The organism is Mycobacterium sp. NTMscope_Eco_3 (assembly GCF_976985685.1).
In genome coordinates, this window is the sequence record NZ_CDRJYZ010000001.1 from 448,145 (window position 1) to 470,750 (window position 22,606).

22 protein-coding genes and 1 pseudogene are annotated in these 22,606 nt (G+C 65.4%); 13 read left to right on the top strand and 10 right to left on the bottom strand.

Annotated elements, in window-relative coordinates; translation table 11 throughout:
• Positions 1 to 30: 30 nt before the first annotated feature.
• Both AC0KTM_RS02190 and AC0KTM_RS02195 read right to left on the bottom strand, forming a co-directional pair.
• Positions 31 to 924 carry an NAD(P)-dependent oxidoreductase gene (locus AC0KTM_RS02190; RefSeq protein ID WP_238958335.1) on the bottom strand — a complete coding sequence of 298 codons (894 nt, stop codon included), beginning with the start codon at positions 922 to 924 and terminating at the stop codon, positions 31 to 33.
• A gap of 2 nt (positions 925 to 926) precedes the next feature.
• The gene (locus AC0KTM_RS02195; RefSeq protein ID WP_225327408.1) at positions 927 to 1,307 is read right to left on the bottom strand and encodes a carboxymuconolactone decarboxylase family protein; all 381 of its coding nucleotides are present in this window, start codon (positions 1,305 to 1,307) and stop codon (positions 927 to 929) included.
• A 234-nt stretch (positions 1,308 to 1,541) separates the two neighbouring features.
• Here AC0KTM_RS02195 and AC0KTM_RS02200 point away from each other — a divergent pair, with 234 nt between their 5' ends.
• From AC0KTM_RS02200 to AC0KTM_RS02210, 3 genes are all read left to right on the top strand, one after another.
• Positions 1,542 to 2,192, top strand: a complete 651-nt coding sequence (locus AC0KTM_RS02200; RefSeq protein WP_238958334.1) for a nitroreductase family protein — start codon at positions 1,542 to 1,544, stop codon at positions 2,190 to 2,192.
• 124 nt (positions 2,193 to 2,316) lie between these two features.
• The gene (locus AC0KTM_RS02205) at positions 2,317 to 3,315 is read left to right on the top strand and encodes an acyl-CoA dehydrogenase family protein (protein ID WP_238958333.1); all 999 of its coding nucleotides are present in this window, start codon (positions 2,317 to 2,319) and stop codon (positions 3,313 to 3,315) included.
• Positions 3,299 to 4,474 carry an acyl-CoA dehydrogenase family protein gene (locus AC0KTM_RS02210; protein ID WP_238958332.1) on the top strand — a complete coding sequence of 392 codons (1,176 nt, stop codon included), beginning with the start codon at positions 3,299 to 3,301 and terminating at the stop codon, positions 4,472 to 4,474. The genes AC0KTM_RS02205 and AC0KTM_RS02210 overlap by 17 nt, the downstream gene beginning before the upstream one ends.
• A gap of 129 nt (positions 4,475 to 4,603) precedes the next feature.
• Here AC0KTM_RS02210 and AC0KTM_RS02215 read toward each other — a convergent pair whose 3' ends face one another.
• From AC0KTM_RS02215 to AC0KTM_RS02240, 6 genes are all read right to left on the bottom strand, one after another.
• Positions 4,604 to 5,176, bottom strand: coding sequence for a flagellar basal body-associated FliL family protein (locus tag AC0KTM_RS02215; protein WP_238958331.1), 573 nt, complete (start codon positions 5,174 to 5,176; stop codon positions 4,604 to 4,606).
• Positions 5,173 to 6,042 carry a hypothetical protein gene (locus AC0KTM_RS02220; RefSeq protein WP_472414845.1) on the bottom strand — a complete coding sequence of 290 codons (870 nt, stop codon included), beginning with the start codon at positions 6,040 to 6,042 and terminating at the stop codon, positions 5,173 to 5,175. The genes AC0KTM_RS02215 and AC0KTM_RS02220 overlap by 4 nt, the downstream gene beginning before the upstream one ends.
• Positions 6,043 to 6,074: 32 nt before the next feature.
• Positions 6,075 to 6,518, bottom strand: a complete 444-nt coding sequence (locus AC0KTM_RS02225) for a hypothetical protein (protein WP_225327402.1) — start codon at positions 6,516 to 6,518, stop codon at positions 6,075 to 6,077.
• Between the two features lie 100 nt (positions 6,519 to 6,618).
• A complete protein-coding gene (locus tag AC0KTM_RS02230) occupies positions 6,619 to 7,983 on the bottom strand; it encodes a cytochrome P450 (RefSeq protein ID WP_472414847.1) in 1,365 nt (454 codons plus the stop codon).
• A 47-nt stretch (positions 7,984 to 8,030) separates the two neighbouring features.
• Positions 8,031 to 8,228: a ferredoxin gene (locus AC0KTM_RS02235; protein WP_009951811.1), complete on the bottom strand. Its 198-nt coding sequence runs from the start codon at positions 8,226 to 8,228 to the stop codon at positions 8,031 to 8,033.
• A 57-nt stretch (positions 8,229 to 8,285) separates the two neighbouring features.
• Entirely contained in the window at positions 8,286 to 8,987 is a 702-nt protein-coding gene (locus tag AC0KTM_RS02240; RefSeq protein ID WP_472414849.1) for an SDR family NAD(P)-dependent oxidoreductase, read from the bottom strand.
• 252 nt (positions 8,988 to 9,239) lie between these two features.
• On the opposite strand from AC0KTM_RS02240, the gene AC0KTM_RS02245 reads away from it, so the two are divergent.
• Together AC0KTM_RS02245 and AC0KTM_RS02250 are read left to right on the top strand one after the other, a co-directional pair.
• Positions 9,240 to 10,817 (top strand): aldehyde dehydrogenase family protein, encoded by a 1,578-nt coding sequence (locus tag AC0KTM_RS02245; protein ID WP_472414851.1) that lies wholly within the window; start codon positions 9,240 to 9,242, stop codon positions 10,815 to 10,817.
• Entirely contained in the window at positions 10,814 to 12,019 is a 1,206-nt protein-coding gene (locus AC0KTM_RS02250) for a CaiB/BaiF CoA transferase family protein (RefSeq protein WP_472414853.1), read from the top strand. The genes AC0KTM_RS02245 and AC0KTM_RS02250 overlap by 4 nt, the downstream gene beginning before the upstream one ends.
• A 304-nt stretch (positions 12,020 to 12,323) precedes the next feature.
• Here AC0KTM_RS02250 and AC0KTM_RS02255 read toward each other — a convergent pair whose 3' ends face one another.
• Positions 12,324 to 12,593 (bottom strand): hypothetical protein, encoded by a 270-nt coding sequence (locus AC0KTM_RS02255; protein ID WP_472408549.1) that lies wholly within the window; start codon positions 12,591 to 12,593, stop codon positions 12,324 to 12,326.
• Between AC0KTM_RS02255 and AC0KTM_RS02260 the strand changes: the two genes are divergently transcribed.
• From AC0KTM_RS02260 to AC0KTM_RS02295, 8 genes and pseudogenes are all read left to right on the top strand, one after another.
• Entirely contained in the window at positions 12,478 to 13,194 is a 717-nt protein-coding gene (locus AC0KTM_RS02260; RefSeq protein WP_472408543.1) for an MlaE family ABC transporter permease, read from the top strand. The genes AC0KTM_RS02255 and AC0KTM_RS02260 overlap by 116 nt on opposite strands.
• A 26-nt stretch (positions 13,195 to 13,220) precedes the next feature.
• Positions 13,221 to 14,097: pseudogene (locus AC0KTM_RS02265) on the top strand (ABC transporter permease).
• 129 nt (positions 14,098 to 14,226) lie between these two features.
• Positions 14,227 to 15,390: an MCE family protein gene (locus tag AC0KTM_RS02270; protein ID WP_472417344.1), complete on the top strand. Its 1,164-nt coding sequence runs from the start codon at positions 14,227 to 14,229 to the stop codon at positions 15,388 to 15,390.
• Positions 15,387 to 16,409: an MCE family protein gene (locus AC0KTM_RS02275; RefSeq protein WP_014379201.1), complete on the top strand. Its 1,023-nt coding sequence runs from the start codon at positions 15,387 to 15,389 to the stop codon at positions 16,407 to 16,409. Before AC0KTM_RS02270 ends, AC0KTM_RS02275 begins: the two co-directional genes overlap by 4 nt.
• The gene (locus AC0KTM_RS02280; RefSeq protein WP_472414855.1) at positions 16,409 to 17,527 is read left to right on the top strand and encodes an MCE family protein; all 1,119 of its coding nucleotides are present in this window, start codon (positions 16,409 to 16,411) and stop codon (positions 17,525 to 17,527) included. The genes AC0KTM_RS02275 and AC0KTM_RS02280 overlap by 1 nt, the downstream gene beginning before the upstream one ends.
• Entirely contained in the window at positions 17,524 to 18,942 is a 1,419-nt protein-coding gene (locus tag AC0KTM_RS02285) for an MCE family protein (RefSeq protein ID WP_472414857.1), read from the top strand. Before AC0KTM_RS02280 ends, AC0KTM_RS02285 begins: the two co-directional genes overlap by 4 nt.
• A gap of 8 nt (positions 18,943 to 18,950) precedes the next feature.
• The gene (locus tag AC0KTM_RS02290) at positions 18,951 to 20,279 is read left to right on the top strand and encodes an MCE family protein (protein ID WP_472414859.1); all 1,329 of its coding nucleotides are present in this window, start codon (positions 18,951 to 18,953) and stop codon (positions 20,277 to 20,279) included.
• Positions 20,280 to 22,007, top strand: a complete 1,728-nt coding sequence (locus AC0KTM_RS02295; RefSeq protein ID WP_472414860.1) for an MCE family protein — start codon at positions 20,280 to 20,282, stop codon at positions 22,005 to 22,007.
• Positions 22,008 to 22,068: 61 nt separating this feature from the next.
• Here AC0KTM_RS02295 and AC0KTM_RS02300 read toward each other — a convergent pair whose 3' ends face one another.
• Positions 22,069 to 22,590, bottom strand: a complete 522-nt coding sequence (locus tag AC0KTM_RS02300) for an Rv2253/PknI dimerization domain-containing protein (protein ID WP_472414862.1) — start codon at positions 22,588 to 22,590, stop codon at positions 22,069 to 22,071.
• Between the last annotated feature and the right edge of the window lie 16 nt (positions 22,591 to 22,606).

Sequence of the window (22,606 nt, forward strand, 5' to 3'; positions counted from 1 at the left end):
CACAGACCCGACGTGAGGCCCGCGCGGCACCTAGGCCGGGGACGGACCCACCGTGACCCCGGCGGCCCTCTCGAGCGGTTTGATTACCGTCGTGAAGTCGGAATCGGGCCCTTCATCGCGGGCGACGGCCTCCCACAGGCGGGCGGTCGCCTCCGCAACCTCGGCGGGCACGCCGAGCGCGTTGGCCTCGTCGAGGTAGAGACGCACGTCCTTGACCATCAGGCCGGTGGCAAAGCCGTAATCGAAGGTGCGCGGCAGGATCGCGCGCGGGAACTTGTCGCGGCTTGCGCTCGTCGCGCCCGAACCCGCGTTGAGCACCTCGATCATGACGTCGGGGTCGAGCCCGGCTTTGACCCCCATGACGACCACTTCGGCCGTCGCGGCCAAGACGTTGGCCGCCAGGATGTTGTTGGCCAGCTTCATCGTCTGCGCGGATCCGGGTTTGTCCCCGACATACACCGGCCGGCCGAGGGCTTCGAGCGTCGTTCGGATGGCATCGAATTCGCCGCGGGGGCCGGACACCATGAGCGCCAGCGTCCCCTTCTCGGCACCGGCGACACCGCCGCTGACCGGGCTGTCGATCCGCACGATGTTTCGTTCCGCAAGAAGCCCATGGATCTGCATGGCCATTTGGCTGCCGACGGTGGACAAGTCGACATAGCGCTTGATCCGTTCGCCCCCGATCACTCCCGCCGCGCCGGTGGCCACCTCCAGCGATACGTCCGGTGTGGGCAGGCTGGCCAGCACCGTCTCGGCGCGATCGGCGACCTCTTTGGGCGACGACGCCGGGCATGCCCCCAGGGCGACGATGCGCTCGAGTGCCGAGGCCCGCGTGTCGAAGGCGACGACGTCGTGTTTTTCCTGAATCAGGCGGCATGCCATGGGAAAGCCCATGTTTCCCAACCCGATGAACCCGACCTGCATGACTAGTCCCGCTCCAGCTCGGCGAACGCCTCGCGCGCGATGCGAAAGCTGTCGACAGCGGCCGGCACGCCGCCGTAAATGGCCACCTGCAGAAAGATCTCGCGGATCTCCTCACGGGTGACGCCGTTGGTCAGCGCCGCCTTGACGTGCATCCGTAATTCGTTGGGCCGATTGAGCACCGAGATCATCGCAAGGTTGAGCATGCTGCGCGTCTTGCGCGGCAGCTCCTCGCGGCCCCACACCGCACCCCAGCAGTACTCGGTGACGAGATCCTGCAGGGGCCCGGTGAAGTCGTCCGCGCCGGCCAGCGCGCGCTCGACGTACTCCGCCCCCAGCACATCGGAGCGGATTTGCAGCCCCCGCTCATAGGTTTCGCGATCCAATGTCGTCCTCCTCCACTCCGGGTGCGGCGGCCACGGCGGTTGCCGATCGCGCCCGCTGAGCTCCCATTGCGTGAGCGCAGTCTTTCACCGCACCATATCCGCGAGGGCTACAGTCGAGGTTCACCTGGACCTGCCCGCTCGCCTGGTCGTTTCCGGCCCAAGGGCGCTACCGTCCAATTCACTTGCGGTGAACAGGAATACGAGCGGAACGACCCTCGACGTTGAGGAGAAGCGATGACCGGAGCAAGCGCCGACGTCTGGGAAGTGATGGCGACCGCCCGAACGATCCGGCGCTTCACCGACGAGCCGGTGGACGACGCGACCCTGGCGCGGTGCCTCGAGGCGGCGCGGTGGGCCCCCTCGGGTGCCAATGCCCAGGGCTGGCGTTTCGTGGTGCTGCGGTCGCCCGAGCAGCGCGCCGTGGTGGCCAAGGCCGCCGCCCACGCGCTGGAGGTGATCGAGCCGGTCTACGGAATGAGCCGGCCCGCCGACGGCGACAACAGCCGCCGCGCCCGAACCTACCGAGCGACCTACGAATTGCACGACCGCGCCGGTGAATTCACGTCGGTGTTGTTCGCGCAGGCGCACTACCCGACGGCGTCGGAACTGCTGCTCGGCGGTTCGATCTTCCCTGCCATGCAGAACTTTCTGCTGGCCGCCCGCGCGCAGGGGCTCGGCGCCTGCATGACCAGCTGGGCGTCGTATGGCGGTGAACAACTGCTACGCGATGCCGTCGGTATCCCCGAGGGCTGGATGGTCGCCGGCCACATCGTGGTCGGGTGGCCCAAGGGAAGCCATGGGCCGCTGCGCCGGCGTCCGCTTGCCGAGTTCGTGAACCTAGACCGGTGGGATGGCGCCGCCGACGGGCTGTTGACCAGCGGCTAGTCGCTGGGTGCGATTCAGCTCGTCACGGACCCTCCGGTGACCTCATGCCCGGATTCAGAGATTATTACTTCCGGAACCGAGAATGATATTCTCGCCGTGACAGTCACGACGAGAGGCGGCGCGGATGCTGTTGGAGTTCGATGCTGATCAGCGGCTGTGGCAGGACACGGTGCGCGATGCCGTCACCAAGCAATGCCCGCCCTCGCTGGTGCGCAGCGTGGCCGAAGAAGGCGTCGACCCGAGCCCGCTGTGGAAGTCCTACGTGGATCAGGGTTGGACCGAGCTGAACGACCCGGAGAGCACGGTCGAACTCGCCATCGTTCTCGAAGAACTGGGCCGCGCGACCGACCCCACACCGTTCCTGGCGACGATGAGCCAGTTCGCGCCGTTGGTGGCGGATCGGTTCGACCCGCACGAGTCGGGCACGGCGGTGTACGGCGGGGTCGTGGCATACCGCGACGCCGAAGGCTGGGTGTTGGACGGCACCGCGCGCCATGTGCTTGACGGCGATCGCGTCGATCGCCTGGCAGTGGTGACCGACGCGGGCGTGTTCATCGCCGCGTCCAGCCAGGTGTCGGCCCGCCGCTCGGCGGTCTTCGACCCGGTCCTGCACGTGGCCGACCTGTCGTTCAGCGAGGTCCGGGTCCCCGACACCGCCCGGCTCACCGTCGACCACGAGCGCGCGCACCATATTGCGTTGACGGGCATGGCAATCACCATGGTCGGCGCCTGCCAACGCATCCTCGACCTGGTGCTCGAGCACGTGAGTAGCCGCCAGCAGTTCGGTGTGCCGATCGGCTCGTTCCAGGCCGTGCAGCACAAGGCCGCCGACATGCACGTCGCGGTGCAACGGGCGAGGGCGTTGGCGTACTTCGCGGCATTGACGATCGCGGCCGACGATCCCCGTCGCCGGCTGGCGGCCGCGATGGCCAAGGCCTCGGCGGGGGAGTGCCAGTCGCTGGTCTTCCGCCACGGCTTACAGCTGCACGGCGCAATGGGATTCACGTGGGAGAACGACCTGCAGTTCGCGCTCAAGCGTGCCAAGGCGGGCGAACTGATGCTCGGTGGCGCGGCGGAGCATCGGGCGCGGATCGCTGAGGAATATCGTGCAGCTGACTTTTGATCCCGACGTCGAGGCGTTCCGCGCCGAGTTCTCGGCGTTTCTCGACGAAAACCTGCCTCCCGCAAGCGAAACCGGGGAACGACCGCGATCGGTTTCGCACATGCCCCAGTGGGCTCGTCGTTGGCAACGGCTGCTTTTCGACAACGGCTGGCTGTTACCCAGCCAGCCGCCGGAATTCGGCGGGCGCAACGCGACGGTGCTGCAGCAGTTCGTCTACCTGGAGGAACTGAGCCGCCGCCGCATCTATCACAGCTTCAACCCGCAGGGTGTGAATATCGTTGCGGCATCGCTGTTGTCGTTCGGTAACGATGAGCAGAAGCAACGTTGGGCCGTGCCCGTCCTGCGCGCCGAGATCACCGCGTCGCTGGGGATGAGCGAGCCCAGCGCGGGGTCTGATTTGGCGTCGCTGCGCACCCGCGCGGTGCTGGACGGTGATCACTTCGTGGTCAACGGGCAGAAGGTGTGGACCTCCGGGGCTCACGACGCCGACTTCTTGTTGACCTTCGTGCGGACGGACCCAGATGCGCCCAAACACAAGGGAATCAGCGCCCTAATCATTCCTACCGACACGCCCGGCGTCGTCCGCCGCCCCTTCCCGTCGATCTGCTCGATCGACGATTTGGACTTCAACGAGGTGTTCTTCACCGACGTGCGGGTGCCGGCCGAAAACCTGGTGGGCGAACTCAACCAGGGATGGATGGTCGCCAACGGTTCGCTGGGCCACGAGCGCACCATGATGTGGCTGGGCTTCGCGGACCGTCTCGAGAACATGATCGACGACTTCCACCCCACAACCGACGTTGAGCGCGACCAGTACGCCACGACGATCATGGACCGGCAGGCGCTGCGCCTGCTGGGCTCGGCCGCGCTGGCCCGCACCGCCCGCGGCGAAGACGACGTGGCCGCGATCTCGGTGCTCAAGCTGCTCGGCTCCGAAGCGGAGTTGCGCGGGATGGAACTGGCGCTGACCTCGGCGGGGGCCGACGGACTCGTGCAACCGGGCCAGACCGGGCCGTATGCGCACATGAACCTCGACCACTACTTCGCCAGCTGGTTCGAGCGTTTTGCCCGCAGCTTCTCGGGGACCATCGCCGGCGGCACGTCCGAGATTCAGCGCAACATCATCGCCCAGCGGGTGCTCGGCCTTCCGCGCGGCTAGCGCGTATCAGAGCGCCTGCCCAGATCCGGTGCCGAACGTGCGGCCAGCTTCACGCTCGGCGCCGAACGTCCGGCCAGCTTCACGTTCGGCGAGGAAGCGCCAGACGCCGCAACGGAATTCGCCGTGTTTCTAGACGGGGTCGAATTTGGTGATCAGCCAGCTGCCGTTGACCCGGCTCAGCCTGACCAGCACGCTGCTGGAGGCCATCGCTGGGTCAGGGTTGTCCTTGCTCGTGGTGCTCTGATCGACCAGCACCAGCACGACCGCCGAATCCGGATGTAATTCCTGGACCCCGGCCCCCAACACCCGAGCCGTGGTCTTCAGCGATTTTTGTTTGGCCGCCGGAGCCACGATCTGCTCGGTGAACTGGTTGTAGTACGACAAGAAGTCGCCGGACAGGTGCGACTTGGCGGCGGCGAAGTCTTTGTCGAGAGAATCGGGCGAGTAGGAGAGCAGCGCGACCGTTCCGTCGGACGCCGCATTGGCGACCGCGCTCGCGACGCTGGCGTCAGTCTGTTTATCGGGCCGGTACTGCTTGAAGTACAGCCACGTCGCCGCGCCGCCGGAGAGCAGGAGCAGCGTAATCAGAACCACCGGAACGATTTTCACCCCGCGCCGCGCGCGTGGGGCACTAGTTTCGCTCCGCTCGGATTGTTCGACGGACTCGTCGGCGGTGTCCGTGCCGGCCTCGTCCTCGCTCATGGGATGAACTCCACGTTGGACATCTTGTATTGCCCGCCGTCGTTTTTGACGGTCACCTTGAGCCGCCAATTGCGCGGTTCGTCTTTGGCGCCCGCGGCATTGGTGATGTGCGATGTCGCCGCGACCAGAACCACCGCGAAATCGCCGTTCATGGTTTGCACGGCCGCCGCATTCACGGTTCCTTGCGTGACCACTTTGGACTGCTCGACGACGGTCGTGAAATCCTTTGCGCGCGCCTGGAAGTCGTCGTGGAACGGGCCGGTCGAGCTGTCGATCACCCGCTGGACGTCCTCCTTGGCCTTGTTGAAGTCCATGGAAGTCAAGTTGACGACACCTTGTCTGGCTCCCGCGACGAAGTTCGCGGCGCGCTGGTTGCGCTCGGTGACCTCATGGCGGTTCCACATCATGTATCCGCTGGCCGCGACAAAGGCACAGATGAGCAGGATGACGGCCGCTTTCCACGCCACCGACAGGGACGGCATCCGCAAGCGCCGCCGGGAGCGGGCCGGCTCGGATTCCGGTTCCGCGCCTTCGGGGGTTTCGTCCGAGACTTCTTCTTTTTCGGTCTCCGCCTCGTCGGCTTCGGTGGTGTCGGCGACGCCCTCGTCGGCCTTCGCCTCGGCGCCGTCGGTTGCGTCCTCGTCGGCGGCTACCGTTTCTTCGGCGTCCGAGGCCTTCTCCTCGGCGGCCTCTTTCTCGGCTTCGGCTAGCGCTTCGCGCCGGAGCCTGGCGGCCCGAGCGCGGGCGCGCGCCGCTGCGGCCAGCGCTTCGGCTTCGGCGGCTTCGGCCTCGGCTTCCTCGAGCAATGCCCTCGCATCGGCTTTCGAGGTGGCCGAATCGCGCGACGGTTCTTTGGCGTCAGCCATCGTGCTTACCGACTCCTGTACCTCTCACGCGGCTACCATCGCACGAGCGAGAACGGCCAACTGTCGGCGCCCCCCGGTCCACCACCGCAGCCGGTGTCGAACGTCGAGTCGACCTGGCCCGCCAGGGTCACCGGATCCCATGAGTAGACGTCATGCGAGGGAAAGAACTGGACCACGCAGCGCACACCGTCGGGCACATCGACGGCCATGGTGTAGCGGCCGTTGGACAGGTGGGCTTCTCCGCGGTAGACCGCCGCCTGCCCGTTGGGTTGCGGAGTTGCGTAGACCTGCAGGCATCCCGGCGCGTTGGGGAAGCACGGGTTGATCGACCAGATCCAGCTGTGGCCGGGGTCCCGGCTCGTGTCCACCCTGTAGTTGGCATACAGCATGTCCGCGTGGGCGGTCGGCGTGACAGTCAGCGCGGCGGCGGCAAGCGCAAGGCTGACTGCGAAAGGCTTCACCGTTGCGTCTCCCATCTCTGTCTACGCGCTTGGGCCCAAATATAGGGGGCGGTCACGCTGAACAGGCCTACTCGGAAAAATTGCGGCAGTCAACGACTGGTCCGTCCGGGCCTACCTAGTCGATGACCGCGGTCTCCTTGCGTTCGGTGATCGGCCTGGCGAGCTCTTGCTCGTCGCAGATCCGTTGGAGCTTTTCGAGCGTCTCGTCCAGGCCGGCTCCGATCTTGCGGCCGGGTGTGAAGGTCGCCGGCAGCTTACGCATGCCCTGGATGACACCGATGGTCTCGTAGTGGACGGTCCCCTCGGGATCGCACCTGTAGTCGGGCATCCGGTCGAGAACCGCGGTGAGCATGGATTTGAACACGGTGCGGGCGACATTCGACCCGATGCACCGGTGGACCCCGAGCCCAAAGCTGAAGTGCCGGTTACCCTTACGGTCGAGGATGATCTTGTCCGGGTCGTGGAACACCGCCGGGTCGCGGTTGGCCATCGCCCACGAAATCCAGAGCCGCTCGCCCTCTTTGAACTGGGTGCCGTCGAGTTCGGTGTCGTCGGCGAAGGTCCTGCCGTCCCCGGGTGCCGGGGTGAAGTAGCGCAGGAACTCTTCGGTCGCCGGGTCGAGCAGAGTTTTGCGCTCATCGCTGAGCAGCTGCCGTTGCTCCGGGTGCTCCGAAAGCCATTCCAGCGAGTGGGCGGTGAGCGCGGTGGTGGTGTCGAAGCCGCCGCCGATGACCAACCCGAGGTTGCCGAGGATTTCCAGCTCCGGGGCGGGCTCACCGTCGATGCGCATCTGGAGCAGACCGTTCACGATTCCGGGCCGCGGGTTGGCGCGGATCTCGATCATGTTGTTGACCATGTCGAGCCCCATCTCCCGGTGCATCGCGGTGACCCGCTCGATGTCGGGGGAGTGCTCGGGCGTGTAGACGGCGGCATGCACCGGCTCGCTGTACATGTTCCACTTCTTCAGCGGGATGCCGAGCATGGCCAGGGTGAAGACGGCGGGCACGATGTTGGCGAGGTCGTCGACGAAGTCGATGCTGCCGCCCTCGATCTTCTCGTCGAGGCAGGCGCGCGTCACGTCGTCGATGAAGGGCTCCCAGCGCTTGATCGCGGCCGGGGACAAATAGGGATTGAGCACGGTCCGGTACGTGCGGTGCTCGGGGTCGTCCATTTCCAGGATGCCGCCGCGAACCGCGCTGACGCGGCTGGCCGTGGGGATCGAAATGCCTTTATAGCCACGGCGTTCGCCGTGAAGGTCGTGGTCGTTGGAGACCGCCGGGCAGCGCGCCAGCTCGAAGACCTCGTGGCTACCGGCCGCAACCCAGTGTCCGCCATAGGTGTCCGTCCAGGCCATGGGGCACTTGGCGTGCATCTCTTCGGTGATCGTCTTGAACTGCGACCGGTACTCGGAAGAATGCCGATCGAAGTGGTATCGGTTCTTCTTGCGGTCGTTGTCATTGACGACGTCGTCGACACTCAACGCTCTGTCTCCCTCAGTGTTTCGCTGCTAAGGACTTCGGTGCCGGCTCAGTCTTCGGTGATCATGATGGCCTGCTCCGGGCAGGACTGCGCCGCTTCCCGAACCTGGTCCTCCCGATCGGCGGGCACCACTTCGTCGATTGCCGACGAGCTGCCGTCGATGTCGCTGAGCTGAAACGAATCCGGAGCGATCATCGCGCACAGGGTATGGCCCTGGCACCGCTGCGAATCCACCCAAACCTTCACGGCTGTCTCCTCTCACCTGATGCTGGTTGCCGGGCACCATTGACGAATCGCCACCGCTCAGGTGTTGCGACCGCCGTTGACGCCCAAGATCTGACCGGTGATGTAGCCGGCTTCCTCGGACACCAGAAACGCGCATGCCGCGGCGATGTCCTCGGGCGTGCCGATGCGGCGGACCGGGGTCCGGGCGATGGTCTCGTCGATGTCGCCGAGGAAGCCGTTCTTCTCGGCGGCGCGCAGCATCGGGGTGTCGATGAAGCCGGGCGGCACGGCGTTGACCGTGATGCCCTTGGGCCCGTACTCGAGTGCCAGCGACTTCGTGAGGCCGTTGACCGCCGACTTGGCCGCCACGTAGTGACTCATGTAGGGCGCGCCGGAATGGGTGCTCGACGACGAGATATTGACGATGCGTCCCCACCCGGCCTCGACCATGTCGGGCAGCACCGCCTGGACGGTGTGGAAGACGCCGTTGAGGTTGACGTCGATCACCCGCCGCCAGTCCTCGAAGGTGATGTTGTGGAACTTCTTGAAGCCGTCCAGCCCGGCGGCGTTGACCAGAACCGTCACCGGGCCGAGTTGGGCGCGGATGGCCGACAGCGCCGAATCCACCTGCGACCGGTCGGTCACGTCGGCGGTGAAGGTGAGGTCGGCGTCCGACGGTCGCAAGTCGATGCTGGCGACGTTCAAGCCGTCGGCGCGTAGGCGCTGCACGACGGCAAGGCCGATGCCGGATCCGCCACCGGTGACCACCGCAGTCTTCATGTTGAGGCCTCTACTCCGACGGGGGCCATTTCAGCCACAAAGAATCTCCCTTACAATTATGAGAACCCTACTCTCCACGCGGAGTGGCGTGCAACACGCCCGCGAAACCGCGTTCGGCCTGCGTCGAGAGGGTCGCAGCGGCAGCTTCTGGCCGTTTGCGCCCCTGGTCAGCACCGGGATCTCATTCCTGAGACTTTCTTGAATTATCGAAACTCGAATGTAAGATTCGCCGGGGAAGAGAATGAAATTATCGTGATCGTCACCACACGAGGGGGTACCGGCATGCCTGCGCAGGACACGGCAGAACCCGCCGCTGGGTCAGTAGCGACCATCGCGGATGCCGCGCCTGCGCCGGGCCTGGAGTCAATCGCAGACCGCCGTCTGTTGATCGACGGCCGGCTCGTTGCCACCGGCAAGACGTTCCCTTCGCTCAACCCCGCGACGGGTGCGGTCATCGGGCAGGCACCGGACGCCGGAGCCGAAGAGGCCGAAGCGGCGATCGCGGCGGCGCGGCGTGCGTTCGACGACACCAGCTGGCCGACCGATGTCGAGTTGCGCATCCGTTGCCTCGACCAGCTGCATTGGGCACTCGTCGAGCACGCCGACGAGTTGCGTGAGCTCACCATCGCCGAAGTCGGCGCCACCCGCGCGCTGACCCAGGGTGCCCAACTCGACGAGCCGATCGGCATCGTGCGCTTCTACGCGGACCTGCTGCGCACCTACCAGTTCTCCGAAGACCTCGGCGAACGGGAATCACGGGGCATGCGGCACCACCGCTGGGTGGAAAAGGAAGCCGCCGGCGTGGTGGGCGCCATCATCGCCTACAACTATCCGAACCAACTCGCGCTCGCCAAGCTGGCACCGGCGCTGGCCGCGGGATGCACGGTGGTGCTCAAGGGCGCCCCGGACACGCCGTTGATCACCTTGGCGCTCGGCGAGCTGATCGCCAACCACACCGACATTCCCGCCGGCGTGGTCAACGTGCTCAGTTCGTCGGATCCCGCTTCGGGGGTCGCCCTGACCACCAGCCCGGACGTCGACGTCATCACCTTCACCGGATCGACCGAGGTCGGGCGCAAGATCATGGCCGCCGCCAGCGAGACCGTCAAGCGCGTCTTTCTGGAACTGGGCGGCAAGTCGGCGGCGATCATGCTCGACGACGCCGACTTCGCCAACGCGGCGCTGTTCGCGGCCTTCAGCATGGTGACCCACGCGGGCCAGGGCTGTGCGCTCACGTCCCGGCTGCTGGTACCCCGGTCGCACCACGACGAAATCGTTGACCTGATCGCGCAGAACTTCGCCAAGGTGAGCCACGGCGACCCGGCCGACCCCAGGATCTACATGGGGCCGCTGATCAACGAACGGCAGCGGGACAAAGTCGATGGCATGGTCCAGCGCGCCGTGGCCGCCGGGGCGACCCTGGTCACCGGGGGCAAGCGGCTCGACCCCGGCTATTTCTACGCGCCGACGCTGCTGACCAACGTCGATCCCGACAGCGAGATCGCGCAGGACGAGGTCTTCGGGCCGGTGCTCGCGGTGATCGCCTTCGACGATGACGACGACGCGGTGCGCATCGCCAACAATTCGATCTACGGACTGGCGGGCGCGGTCTTCAGTCGCGACCAGGACCGGGCGCTGGCCGTGGCGCGCCGGATCCGGACCGGATCGTTCTCGATCAACGGCGGCAACTACTTCGGCGCCGACAGCCCGTTCGGGGGCTTCAAGCAGTCCGGCGTCGGCCGCGAGATGGGGGTGGCAGGGTTGGAGGAGTTCCTGGAGCGCAAGACGTTTGCCGTTCCCGCGGCGCCGGCGAAGGGGGCGGGCGCGTGAGGCCGCTCGAGGGCATCCGGGTCCTGGAAGTCGCCATGTACGGGTTCGTCCCGTCGGCCGGCGCGGTGCTCGCCGAATGGGGCGCCGACGTGGTCAAAGTCGAGCACGCGGTGACCGGCGATCCGCAGCGCGGGCTCCGCCAGACCGGGATGTTGCGCGTCGAAGGTGATCCCAACCCCAACATCGAGCACGCCAACCGCGGCAAGCGCAGCATCGGGCTGGACATGTCGGTGCCCGAGGGCAAGGAAGTGCTCTACGAGCTGGCCCGCCGGTCCGATGTGTTCCTCACCAGCTTCCTTCCCGCTCATCGGAACAAGTTCGGCATCGACGTCGACGACATTCGTACGGTCAACCCGAACATCATCTACGCCCGCGGCAGCGCACTCGGCCCGCGCGGCGCCGAGGCGGAGAAGGGTGGCTACGACATGACCGCCTTCTGGTGCCGGGCCGGAACCGCGGCGACCATCACTCCCGCCGGGATGCCCGGGATGATCGCCCCGCCCGGGCCCGCCTACGGCGACACCATCTCGGGGACCAACCTCGCCGGCGGCGTCGCGGCGGCGCTGCTTAAACGGGAGCGCACCGGGGAGCCGTCCGTCGTCGACGTGTCACTGCTGGGCAGCGGGTTGTGGTCGATGGGGCACACCGTGGCGCTGACCAAGCATCTGGGGCAGCGGCTGGAGGCGCCCCCGCCCGGCGTGCATGGCGCCCCCAACAATCCGTTGGTGGGGCTGTACACGACATCCGACGGGCGCTACATCTCCTTTGTGATGATGCAGCCCACCAAGTTCTGGGCTGACGTGTGCCGGCACGTCGACCTGCCGGAGCTGGCGGACGACCCGCGCTTCGCCACGGTGGAGAAGATCGCCGCCAACACGGCGGATGCGGTGGAGCTACTGACCAAGGCCATCGCAGGCCGGACGCTGGCCGAGTGGAGCGAACGCTTCGCCACGCTCTCCGGGCCGTGGGCGCCAGTGCAGGACACCCTGCAAGCCGTCGACGACGCGCAGATCCGCTCGAACGAGTACATGGTGCAAGCGGGTGACCTCGAGTTGGTTGCCAACCCGGTACAGTTCGACGTCGCAGCGCCACAGACCGGACCGGCCCCCGGGTTCGCTGAGCAGACCGACGAAATATTGATGGAACTCGGACTCGATTGGGACCGCATCATCGAGCTCAAGACGGCCGGCGCCGTCACCTAGGACTGGAGTTTGCCGATGCCGAAGATTGTTGTTGCGATCCAACCGCCCTGCGCCGGCGTTCTGATGTTGCGAGGTCCGATAACGGTTATGCCTTTTTCGTTCCCTCTGGACGCGGCATGAGTCATAATCGCCGGACGCTTCAAGACGTGGGGCCCCCCGTCTTGCAGCGCCAACTCCCGCAGCAGAACGGAGGACTGGCGTGAGCGAGGTCGCTGTCGGATCGGACGTCAATTCCGAAATGCGGCCGCCCGCTGAGCTTTTCGCCGTCGGCGGCACGCCCTTGTGGGGGCCGGTTCTGCCGAATCTACCGCAGGCCTTGCGCAGGAACAAGACTGGCAGTCTCGTAATGCCGAAAGGGCGTTGTTCCCATGGCGAGTAAAGGTGCTGACCGCTGGTCACCCGGGATCGTGTTGGGGCGCGGCTCCAAACCGGCGCAGGCGATCGGCGGATTGTTCGCGATGTCGGCGGACGCGGTCAAGTTCTTGTTCCAACGCCCGTTCCAGTGGCGTGAGTTTCTCGAACAATCGTGGTTCATCGCACGTGTCGCCATTGCGCCGACATTGTTGGTGGCCATCCCGTTCACCGTTCTGGTCAGCTTTACCCTCAACATCTTGTTGCGAGAACTCGGTGCCGCGGACCTTTCCGGTGCGGGTGCAGCGTTCGGTGCCGTCACTCAGATCGGCCCCATGGTGACCGTTTTGATCGTGGCGGGCGCCGGCTCCACGGCGATGTGCGCGGACTTGGGGTCGCGAACCATCCGCGAAGAGATCGACGCGATGGAGGTGCTTGGCATCAATCCGGTGCAGCGCCTGGTGACTCCGCGCATGCTGGCCGCGGGGCTGGTGGCCCTGTTGCTGAACAGTCTGGTCGTCATCATCGGCATTGTCGGCGGCTATGCCTTCTCGGTGTTCATCCAAGATGTCAACCCTGGCGCGTTCGCCGCCGGCATCACCCTGCTCACCGGCGTGCCGGAAGTGATCATTTCTTGCGTCAAGGCAGCGCTTTTCGGCCTGATCGCCGGACTGGTCGCGTGCTATCGCGGATTGACGATCACCGGCGGCGGCGCCAAGGCGGTCGGCAACGCCGTCAACGAAACGGTGGTGTATGCGTTCATGTCCCTGATGGTCGTCAACGTCGTTGTCACCGCTATCGGCATCCGGTTTGCGGCCAAGTAATTACGAAGGAGGTGTAAGGACAGATCGTGACAGCCCTACGCGCTACCTACCCGCGCCTGACGCGACAGCTGGGTAAGCCCGTCAGCACGCTGAGCCGGATCGGCGATCACACGCTGTTCTACGCCAGGGCGCTCGCCGGGGTGCCGTTCGCGGCTGCCCACTACCGCCGCGAGATCATTCGTCTCATCGCCGAAATCAGCATGGGGGCGGGGACATTGGCGATGATCGATAGGGGCGGGGACATTGGCGATGATCGGCGGAACGCTCGGAATCGTCGGCTTCATGACGCTCGCCGCCGGTGGCGTGCTGGCCGTCCAAGGCTATAGCTCGCTGGGCAATATCGGCATCGAGGCGCTGACCGGATTCCTCTCGGCCTTCATCAACGTGCGAATCGCCGCGCCGATCGTCGCGGGGATCGGTTTGGCGGCCACATTCGGCGCCGGCGTGACCGCGCAGCTGGGTGCCATGCGGATCAACGAAGAAATCGACGCGCTGGAATCCATGGCCATACGGCCGGTTTCGTATCTGGTCAGCACCCGGATCGTCGCGGGGATGCTCGCGGTGACCCCGCTCTATTCCATCGCCGTCATCTTGTCTTTCATAGCCAGTCAGTTCATCACGGTGTTCATGTTCGGTCAGTCGAGCGGTCTGTATCAGCACTACTTCACGACGTTCCTCAACCCCATCGACTTGTTGTGGTCATTCCTGCAAGCCGTTTTGATGGCGCTGACCGTCTTGTTGATCCATACCTACTTCGGTTACTTTGCCTCCGGCGGCCCGGCTGGTGTCGGCGTCGCGACCGGCAACGCGGTACGCACCTCGCTGGTCGTGGTGGTATCCGTAACGCTGCTGGTCTCGCTGTCGATTTACGGCTCCAACGGCAACTTCAACTTGTCCGGGTAGGGGAGGAGACCTGACGTGACGGACCGCCTCGGGCCCGGCCCTATCGACCGTTCGGAAACAGCCAGCAGCGCAGCGCCTGTCGCGGCGTCACCGGGTGGCAACTTCGGGGCGCAATCGTATGCGCGCCCCCTGGCCGGATTGGCGACCGTCGTCGTGGTCGCCGTGATCGTCGCCATTGCCATTGGTCTGTTTCGGGGCTCTTTCACCGAAACCGTGCCGGTGACCGTGATTTCGCAACGAGCCGGCCTGGTCATGAACCCGGACGCCAAGGTCAAGATGCGCGGCGTGCAGGTGGGCAAGGTCGCCTCGATCGACTCGCTGCCCAACGGGCTGGCGGCCATTCACTTGGCGATGGACCCGTCCCAGTTGCACTTCATCCCCGGCAACGTGCTCGTCGACATCGCGTCGTCAACGGTGTTCGGCGCCAAGTCCATCCTTCTCGTAGAGCCTGCCCAACCCTCGGCGCAGCGGCTCCGCAGCGGCCAGACGCTGCAGGGCCAGCACGTCATGGTCGAAATCAACACGGTGTTCCAGCAACTGGTGTCGGTCCTGAGTCACATCGACCCGCCGAAGCTCAACGAGTCGCTGGGTGCGCTGGCACAGGCGTTCAGTGGGCGGGGTCCACAGCTTGGCCAATCGCTGAGCGACCTGGATTCCTTTCTCGCCAGGCTGGAGCCGAGCCTGCCCGCTTTCCGGCATGACCTCTCGGTCTTACCGGTGGTGTCCAACGCCTACGCCGACGCGGCGCCCGACCTGATGAAGACCGCCTCGAACGCGACGCGGATCAGCAAGACGATCGTCGACGAGCAACGCAACCTGGATGCGTTGCTGATCAGCGCGATCGGCCTGGCCGACATCGGCAACGACGTCTTGTCGACGAACCGTCAACCGCTGACGGACGTGGTGCATCTGCTGGCGCCGACCACGGATCTGACCAATGAGTACGCCCCGGCGCTCAACTGTGCGTTCGCCGGGCTCGTACAGATAACGCACGGGGCGCCGTTGTCGGAACCGAGCATCAACATCTCGGCGAGCCTCACGTGGGGCGCAGAACGTTATCGGTATCCGACGAACCTGCCCAAGGTCGCGGCGACGGGGGGCCCGCAATGTGTGGGCCTGCCGAAGCTGCCGTTCAATACCGCCCCGCCGCAGTTGATTGCCGACATCGGCGCCAACCCGGTGAACTACGGAAACCCGCAGCTGTTGCTCAACTTCGACGGGCTGAAGCAGCTGTTGTACGGGCCGATCGCCGGCCCGCCGCGCAACCCCGCCCAGATCGGACAACAGGGATGAGAACGCGCGCAACGCTCATCAAGTTCGCGACCTTTGCGGTCGTGATGGCGGTGCTGACCGCCTTCCTCTTCTTCATCTTCGGCCAGTACCGGACGGGCGCGACGACCGGGTATTCGGCGGTGTTCAACGACGTGTCGCGGCTGAAACCGGGAGAGTCGGTGCGCGTCGCCGGGATTCGCGTCGGCACGGTCGACAGCGTTTCGTTGCGGCCCGACAAAAAAGTCGTGGTGAAGTTCGATGCCGACCGCAACGTCGTCCTCACCGAGGGCAGCAGGGCGGCGGTCCGCTACCTGAACCTGGTGGGCGACCGCTACCTCGAACTGCTCGATGGTCCGGGCTCGCCCAAACGGCTGCCCGCCGGCGGTCAGATTCCCGTCAGCCGCACCGCGCCCGCGCTTGACCTCGACCTCCTCCTCGGCGGACTGAAACCCGTTACGCAGGGGCTGAATCCGCACGATGTCAACGCGTTGACCGCAGGGCTGCTGCAGGTCTTCCAGGGTCAGGGCGGGACGATCGAGTCGCTGTTCACCAAGACGACGTCGTTTTCGAACGCCTTGGCCGACAACGATCAAACCGTGCAGCAGCTGATCGACAACCTCAACACGGTGATCGGCACGATCGCCAAGGACGGCAAACAGTTCTCCGGCGCAATCGATCGCCTCGAGCAGCTTGTCAGCGGGCTGTCGAATGACCGCGACACGATCGGGTCCGCGATTGACGCCCTGGACAAGGGAACCGCCTCGCTGGCGGATCTGCTTGCCGAGGCTCGCCCGCCGCTGTCGGGGACCATCGCTCAGCTGAATCGACTGGCACCCATTCTCGACAACGACAAGGACCGCATCGACACCGCAATTCAGAAGGCGCCCAGGAACTACCGCAAGCTGGTTCGACTCGGCGTGAACGGCGCCACCATCCCGTACTACATCTGCCAGTTCGGGCTCCGCGGTACGGATCTCAACGGCAAGACCGTGCGCGCCAATATCTTCAGGTCAGATGCAGGAAGGTGCACGGAACCCTAATGCTCAAGTATCGCGGAGCCGGGCTGGTCAAAGCCGGACTCATCGGCACCGTCCTGGCGGTGATGGTCATCCTGGTGGGGCTGTCGCCCGACCGATTCGTCGCATGGGCGACGATGGTCAGGTACCAGGCGCTGTTCACCGAAGCCGGGGGCCTTGCGGCGGGCAACCCCGTCATCGTGTCGGGGATGAAGGTCGGCACGGTGTCGGATGTGAAGCTGCGTCACGGCGACGCGCTGGTGACTTTCACGATGAAGGGCAACATCCTGCTCGGCTCGGAGACTTCCGCGCACATCCGCACGGGCACATTGCTGGGCGAGCGGATGCTGTCGGTGGAGTCCGCGGGCAGCGGCACGATGCATCCGATGGCTCTCATTCCGGTCTCGCGCACCTCTTCGCCTTACTCGCTGACGGAAGCGGTCAGCGACTTGACCACCGACACTGCGGGAACGAATACCGCAGCGCTGAACCAGTCATTGGACACGCTGGCGGCGACGCTCGATCAGATTGCGCCCCAAATGGGGCCGGCCTTCGACGCGCTCACCCGGTTATCGCGCACCCTCAACAGTCGTAACAAGAACCTGGGTGACCTTTTCAAGAGTGCCGGCGACGTCACCGGGGTTCTCTCCGAACGTAGCCAGCAGGTCAACAAGCTCATCCTCAACTCCGACTCCCTGCTCCAAGTCCTGGTGGCGCGGCGTCAAGAGATCGTGGACCTGCTGGCCAACACGTCGGTGGTGGCCAAGCAGCTGACGGCATTGGTGCACGACAACGAAAGCACATTGGCACCGACGCTGGAGAGATTGAATTCGGTGACGGCGATGCTGGAAAAGAACCGCGACAACATCGCCAAATCGCTGGCGGGCCTCAAGAAATTTCAGATCACGGTCGGTGAGGCCATCTCCGGCATGTACGCCTACCAGGCGTTCGCCCCGAACTTCCTTATCCCCCAACTCTTCCAGGAGTTGTTCGACTACCTCTGGGGATTCCGCACCTTCGATACGTTGAAGGGCCCCGGCTTCCCATCGCCGGTGCCTCGGGCGCTGACCCCCTGGCCCTACAACTCCATTCCAATGTGCCCTGGCTGCACGCTGGGCGGACGGGTCGGAGGATCACAATGACCTCTCGGATCCCGCGCAAGCGGCTCGCGGCCGTGACGGCGGTTGCCTTGGTCGGGCTCCTGCTTGCCGGAGCCGCCGTGGTCGTCCGCAATACGTTCTTCGGGCAGAAGACGATCACGGCCTATTTCACCACCGCCACCGCGATCTATCCCCACGACGAGGTGCGGGTTTCGGGTGTCAAAGTCGGCACCATCAAATCCATTCAGCCGCAGGGCACCCAGGCCAAGATGATCCTCAAGGTCGACCACGACGTGCCGATTCCGGCGGACGCGAAGGCGGTGATCGTCGCCTCGAACCTGGTGTCCGCCCGCTACGTTCAGCTCGCCCCGGCCTATCGAGACAGCGGGCCGGTCATGCGGGACGGCGCAGTCATACCGGTCGAACGGACCGCGGTGCCGGTCGAGTGGGACGAGGTCAAAACCCAGTTGATGCGGCTGGCAACGGATTTGGGACCCAAAAGCGGGGTATCGGGCACATCCGTCGGCCGGTTCATCGACAGCGCCGCCAACGCCCTCGACGGCAACGGCGACAAGCTGCGGCAAACGCTCGGTCAGCTGTCGGGCGTCGGCCGGATCCTCGCCAACGGCAGCGGCAACATCGTCGACATCATCAAAAACCTGCAGACGTTCATCGGCGCGCTACGCGACAGCAACGTGCAGATCGAGCAGTTCAACGGTCGCCTGGCCACGCTCACCAGCGTCGTCAACGACAGCAAATCCGACCTGGACGCGGCGCTGACCGATCTGTCGACGGCGGTCGGCGAGGTACAGCGCTTCATCGCCGGCACGCGCAACCAGACCAGCGAACAGATCGCCCGATTGGCCGACGTCACGCAGAACCTGGTCGATCACCACCTGGACCTGGAGAACATCCTGCACGCAGCGCCGAACGCGTTCGGCAACTTCTTCAACGACTACAACGCCGACACCGGAACCATCGTCGGAGGATTCGGGCTCATGAACATGTCGAATCCCACATGGGGCGGTCAGGTTCTGTTATCCGTACCGGGATGCACGCAAATCGGCGCCATCGGGAACATCACCTCGGTCGAAACGGGCAAGCTCTGCTCCCTGTTCATTGGTCCCGGATTGCGGCAGACCAGCTGGAATAACTCGCCCCTTCCGCTAAACCCGTTCATAGCCAAGTCGATTGACCCGGCCAGGGTTCTCTACACCGAACCGCGCCTGGCGCCCGGCGGGGAGGGCCCGAAACCCACGGCACCCGAGATCCCGGCCGCCGTGTCGGCCTACACCGGCCTGCCGGGTGACCCGGTGGGACCGCCGGGGGCGGTGCCACCGGCGCGGATACCGGGCGCGGCGATGCCGCTGCCGCCCCCACCGTCGACACCGGCGCCACCACCGCCGGCGCCGAGTGCCTCGGAAATGCTGCTGCCGGCAGACGGGCCACAACAATGATCGCCCGGATGGCGGCCCTGCGACGATGCGGGCCCTCGGCCCGCGGAGGAGTTGGGCCATCAGGTGTAGCACGGCGGGTGTTCACCGTCGGCTGTTGCGTGGTGTTGACCGCGACGGGATGCGCGTTCCACGGCCTGAATTCACTGCCCCTGCCCGGTGCCGTCGGACGCGGGCCGGGGGCCAACATCTACCACGTCGAACTCCCGAATGTCGGTACGATGGAGTCGAATTCGCCGGTCATGATCAACGACGTCGTCGTCGGCAGTGTCGGCACGATGAGGGTGCAAGGCTGGCACGCCGACGTCGAGATCTCCGTCAAGCGCGACGTGGTGGTCCCGGCCAACGTGGTAGCCACCGTCGGTCAGACCAGCCTGCTGGGCTCGATGCATGTGGAGCTCAATACTCCACTGGGCCAGCAGGGGAGCGGACGGCTGCAGCCCGGCGCCACCATTCCGCTGAGCCGGTCGTCGGCCTACCCGTCGACCGAGCAGACGCTGTCGTCGCTGGGGGCGGTGGTCAACGGCGGTGGACTGGGACAGATCGGGGAGGTCATCCACAATTTCTCGGCCGCCCTGTCCGGGCACGAGGGTGCGGTGCGTGATCTGATCACCCGCCTGGACACGTTCGTGGGAACTCTGAACGACGAACAGGACAACATCGTCGCCTCCATCCAGGCCCTGAATCGGTTGTCGGCCACCTTCGCCGACCAACGCGACGTCGTCACCGACGCGCTGCGCAAGATCCCGCCGGCGCTCGAGGTGTTGATCAAGGAGCGGCCCCGTCTGACGGCCGCCCTCGATCACCTTCGCGTGTTCAGTAACACCGCCAACCGGCTGGTCAACGACGCCCAGGCCGACCTGGTGAGGAACCTCAAAAACTTGGAGCCGACCATCAAAGCGCTCGCCGACGTCGGACCGGATTTCGGCGCGGCCATCGCGGCTTCGTTCGTGTTCCCGTTCACCCAGAACTTCGTCGACCGAGCCGTCCGAGGCGATTTCTTCAACCTGCATTTCGATTTCGACCTGACGATCCCAAGGCTCAAGAAGGGATTGTTCCTGGGAACCCACTGGGGGCAACTCGATATGCCGGTGCCGCCGGTGCCCGGCGATCCGTATCGCATGAATTACACGCTCGATCCCTTGCATAACCCGCTGAGGCCACCGTGGGTCGATCCCGACGCGTTGCCGTTGCCCCCGCCACCGCCGGGTGCGGTGCCGGGACCGGGGAACTATGGACCTCGTCCGGGGCCTGCTCCGGCTGAGGCGCCGATGCCTGACGCGAATCTGGGTCAAACGCCACCGCCGGCGGAGGCACCTTCGACGGGAGCGGGTGGATAGATGCTGACGCGCTTCGTTCGTATTCAGCTGGGGATTTTTTTGGTCGCCGGGATCATCGGCGTGGTCGCGATGGTGCTCTTCTACATTCAGGCGCCGACCCTGCTCGGCATCGGCCGGATGACGGTGACGCTGGAGTTGCCGGCCACCGGCGGGCTGTACCGGTTTTCCAACGTGACCTACCGCGGTGTTCAGCTCGGCAAGGTCACCGCGGTGGGTTTGACGCCGACGGGCGCGAAAGCGACGCTGTCGCTGAGCACTTCACCAAAAGTCCCCGCGGACCTGACCGCCGAGGTGCTCAGTGTCTCCGCGGTGGGTGAGCAGTACGTGGACCTGCGGCCCAAAACCAATTCGCCGCCCTACCTGCACGACGGCTCGGTAATCTCCGTGCGCGACACCACGATTCCGCAGCCGGTCGCCCCGATGCTCGAGCAGGTCAATGCCATGGTTCAAAGCATCCCGAAGGCCAAGCTCGGCCAATTGCTCGACGAATCCTTCCAGGGCTTCAACGGCACCGGTTACGACCTGGGCTCACTGATCGATTCCTCGAAGACCCTGTCGCGCGACGCCAACGGCGTCGTCGATCGCACCCGGGCCCTCACCGAAGACACCGGGCCGCTGCTGGATACCCAGGCGCACACCACCGACTCGATCAGAACGTGGGCGCGCAGCTTCGCCGGCATCTCGGATGTCATGGTGAACAACGATTCCCACTTCCGGACCATCCTGGAGAAGGGTCCGGACACCGCGAACGAAGCATCCCGGCTTCTCGAGCAGATCAAGCCGACGCTGCCGGTGTTGCTCGCCAACCTGACCACCATCGGGCAGATCGGCATCACCTACCACCCCTCGATCGAGCAGCTGCTGGTGCTGCTGCCCTCGGGGGTCGCCATCGAGCAGGCCGCTACGGGTGAAAACCACCCCGACGGTAGGGCTTACGGCGACTTCGCGGCCACGGTGGACGATCCACCTATTTGTACGGTCGGCTTCATGCCGCCGAACACCTGGCGATCCCCGGACGACCTGAGCGACATCGACACACCGGACGGGTTGTATTGCAAACTCCCGCAGGATTCACCGATCGCGGTTCGCGGCGCCCGCAACTATCCCTGCATGGGTCACCCGGGTAAGCGCGCGCCCACCGTCGAAATCTGCAACAGCGACAAGCCGTACATGCCGCTGGCGATGCGTCAGCACACCACCGGGCCCTATCCCTTGGATCCGAATCTGATTTCCCAGGGCGTCCCGCCCGATGACCGGATTACCGTCAATGACAGGATCTTCGGCCCGGTCGAGGGAACGCCGCTGCCGCCGGGGGCGGTGCCGCGCGGCGACGCGGCGGGGCCGCGGGGAGAAAACCCACCACCGGGCACGGTGGGAGCAGCTGTGCCCCCCGTGCCGTCGTCGGGGGCAACGCTGGCGCCGATGTCGAGAATGTCGGCTGACATTCCGGCTTTTGCGCCACTCGATGTCGCTGCGCCGGACGAGCTTCCGGCACCACCGCCGCCACCACCGGCGCCCGCACCGCTGGATCAGGTCGACGGTGGGCAGCCCCAGGCCGCGCCAAGCTCGTTCGGAGCCAACGTATCTAAGCCCGCGCCCTCGGTCGTGGTGGCAAAGTACGATCCGCACACCGGTCGTTATGTCGGTCCGGACGGAAAGTTGTACCAGCAGTCGGATCTCGTTGCTCCGAAGGCGCCCAAGACGTGGAAGGACATGATTCCCACCTGAATTCGCCCTGAGGCAATGCGGAGCCGCGAAGCGCGGGGCAGTGAAGTTACGACCGCCCGGGTCAGGAGAGCTGATCCAGGCGCAACGGCATCGCGACGTCAAGCCACTGGTTCTGCCCGCAGGCACCGCTGGGGCCGACCGTCTTGTCCTTGCCCGAGAGGACTCGCGACCCGAGTTGCCATCCGCCGTTGTCGTTTACGGGGAAGAACATGTAGGTCTGCACTCCGGAGAACGCGGTACCGTCTTCACACCGTTCCCAGTTCGGCACTTCGCGCCTCACCTTCCACGTCTCCCCATCAGTCATGTAGAGGGGCGCGGTCCAGCCCTGGTCGCTCGTCACCTGACCATGGCATTCCTGGGTTGAGTCGCACGTGGAGGTGATGGTCCATACCTGGTAGACCGTCGGCTCACCCTTGTACTGATCGTTGGTCTGGGCATAATCGCCAATGGACGTGGCCCGGAAAGTTCCGTTGATCGCCACGTCTTCTTTGGTTATTGCCCGGGCCGTGGGGGCAGCGCTCAAACCGCCGAATGCAGTGGCGGCCACCAGCGTTGCGGTGGTGAGTGTTTTGACTGAACGCATCAGGTGCTCCTCGAAG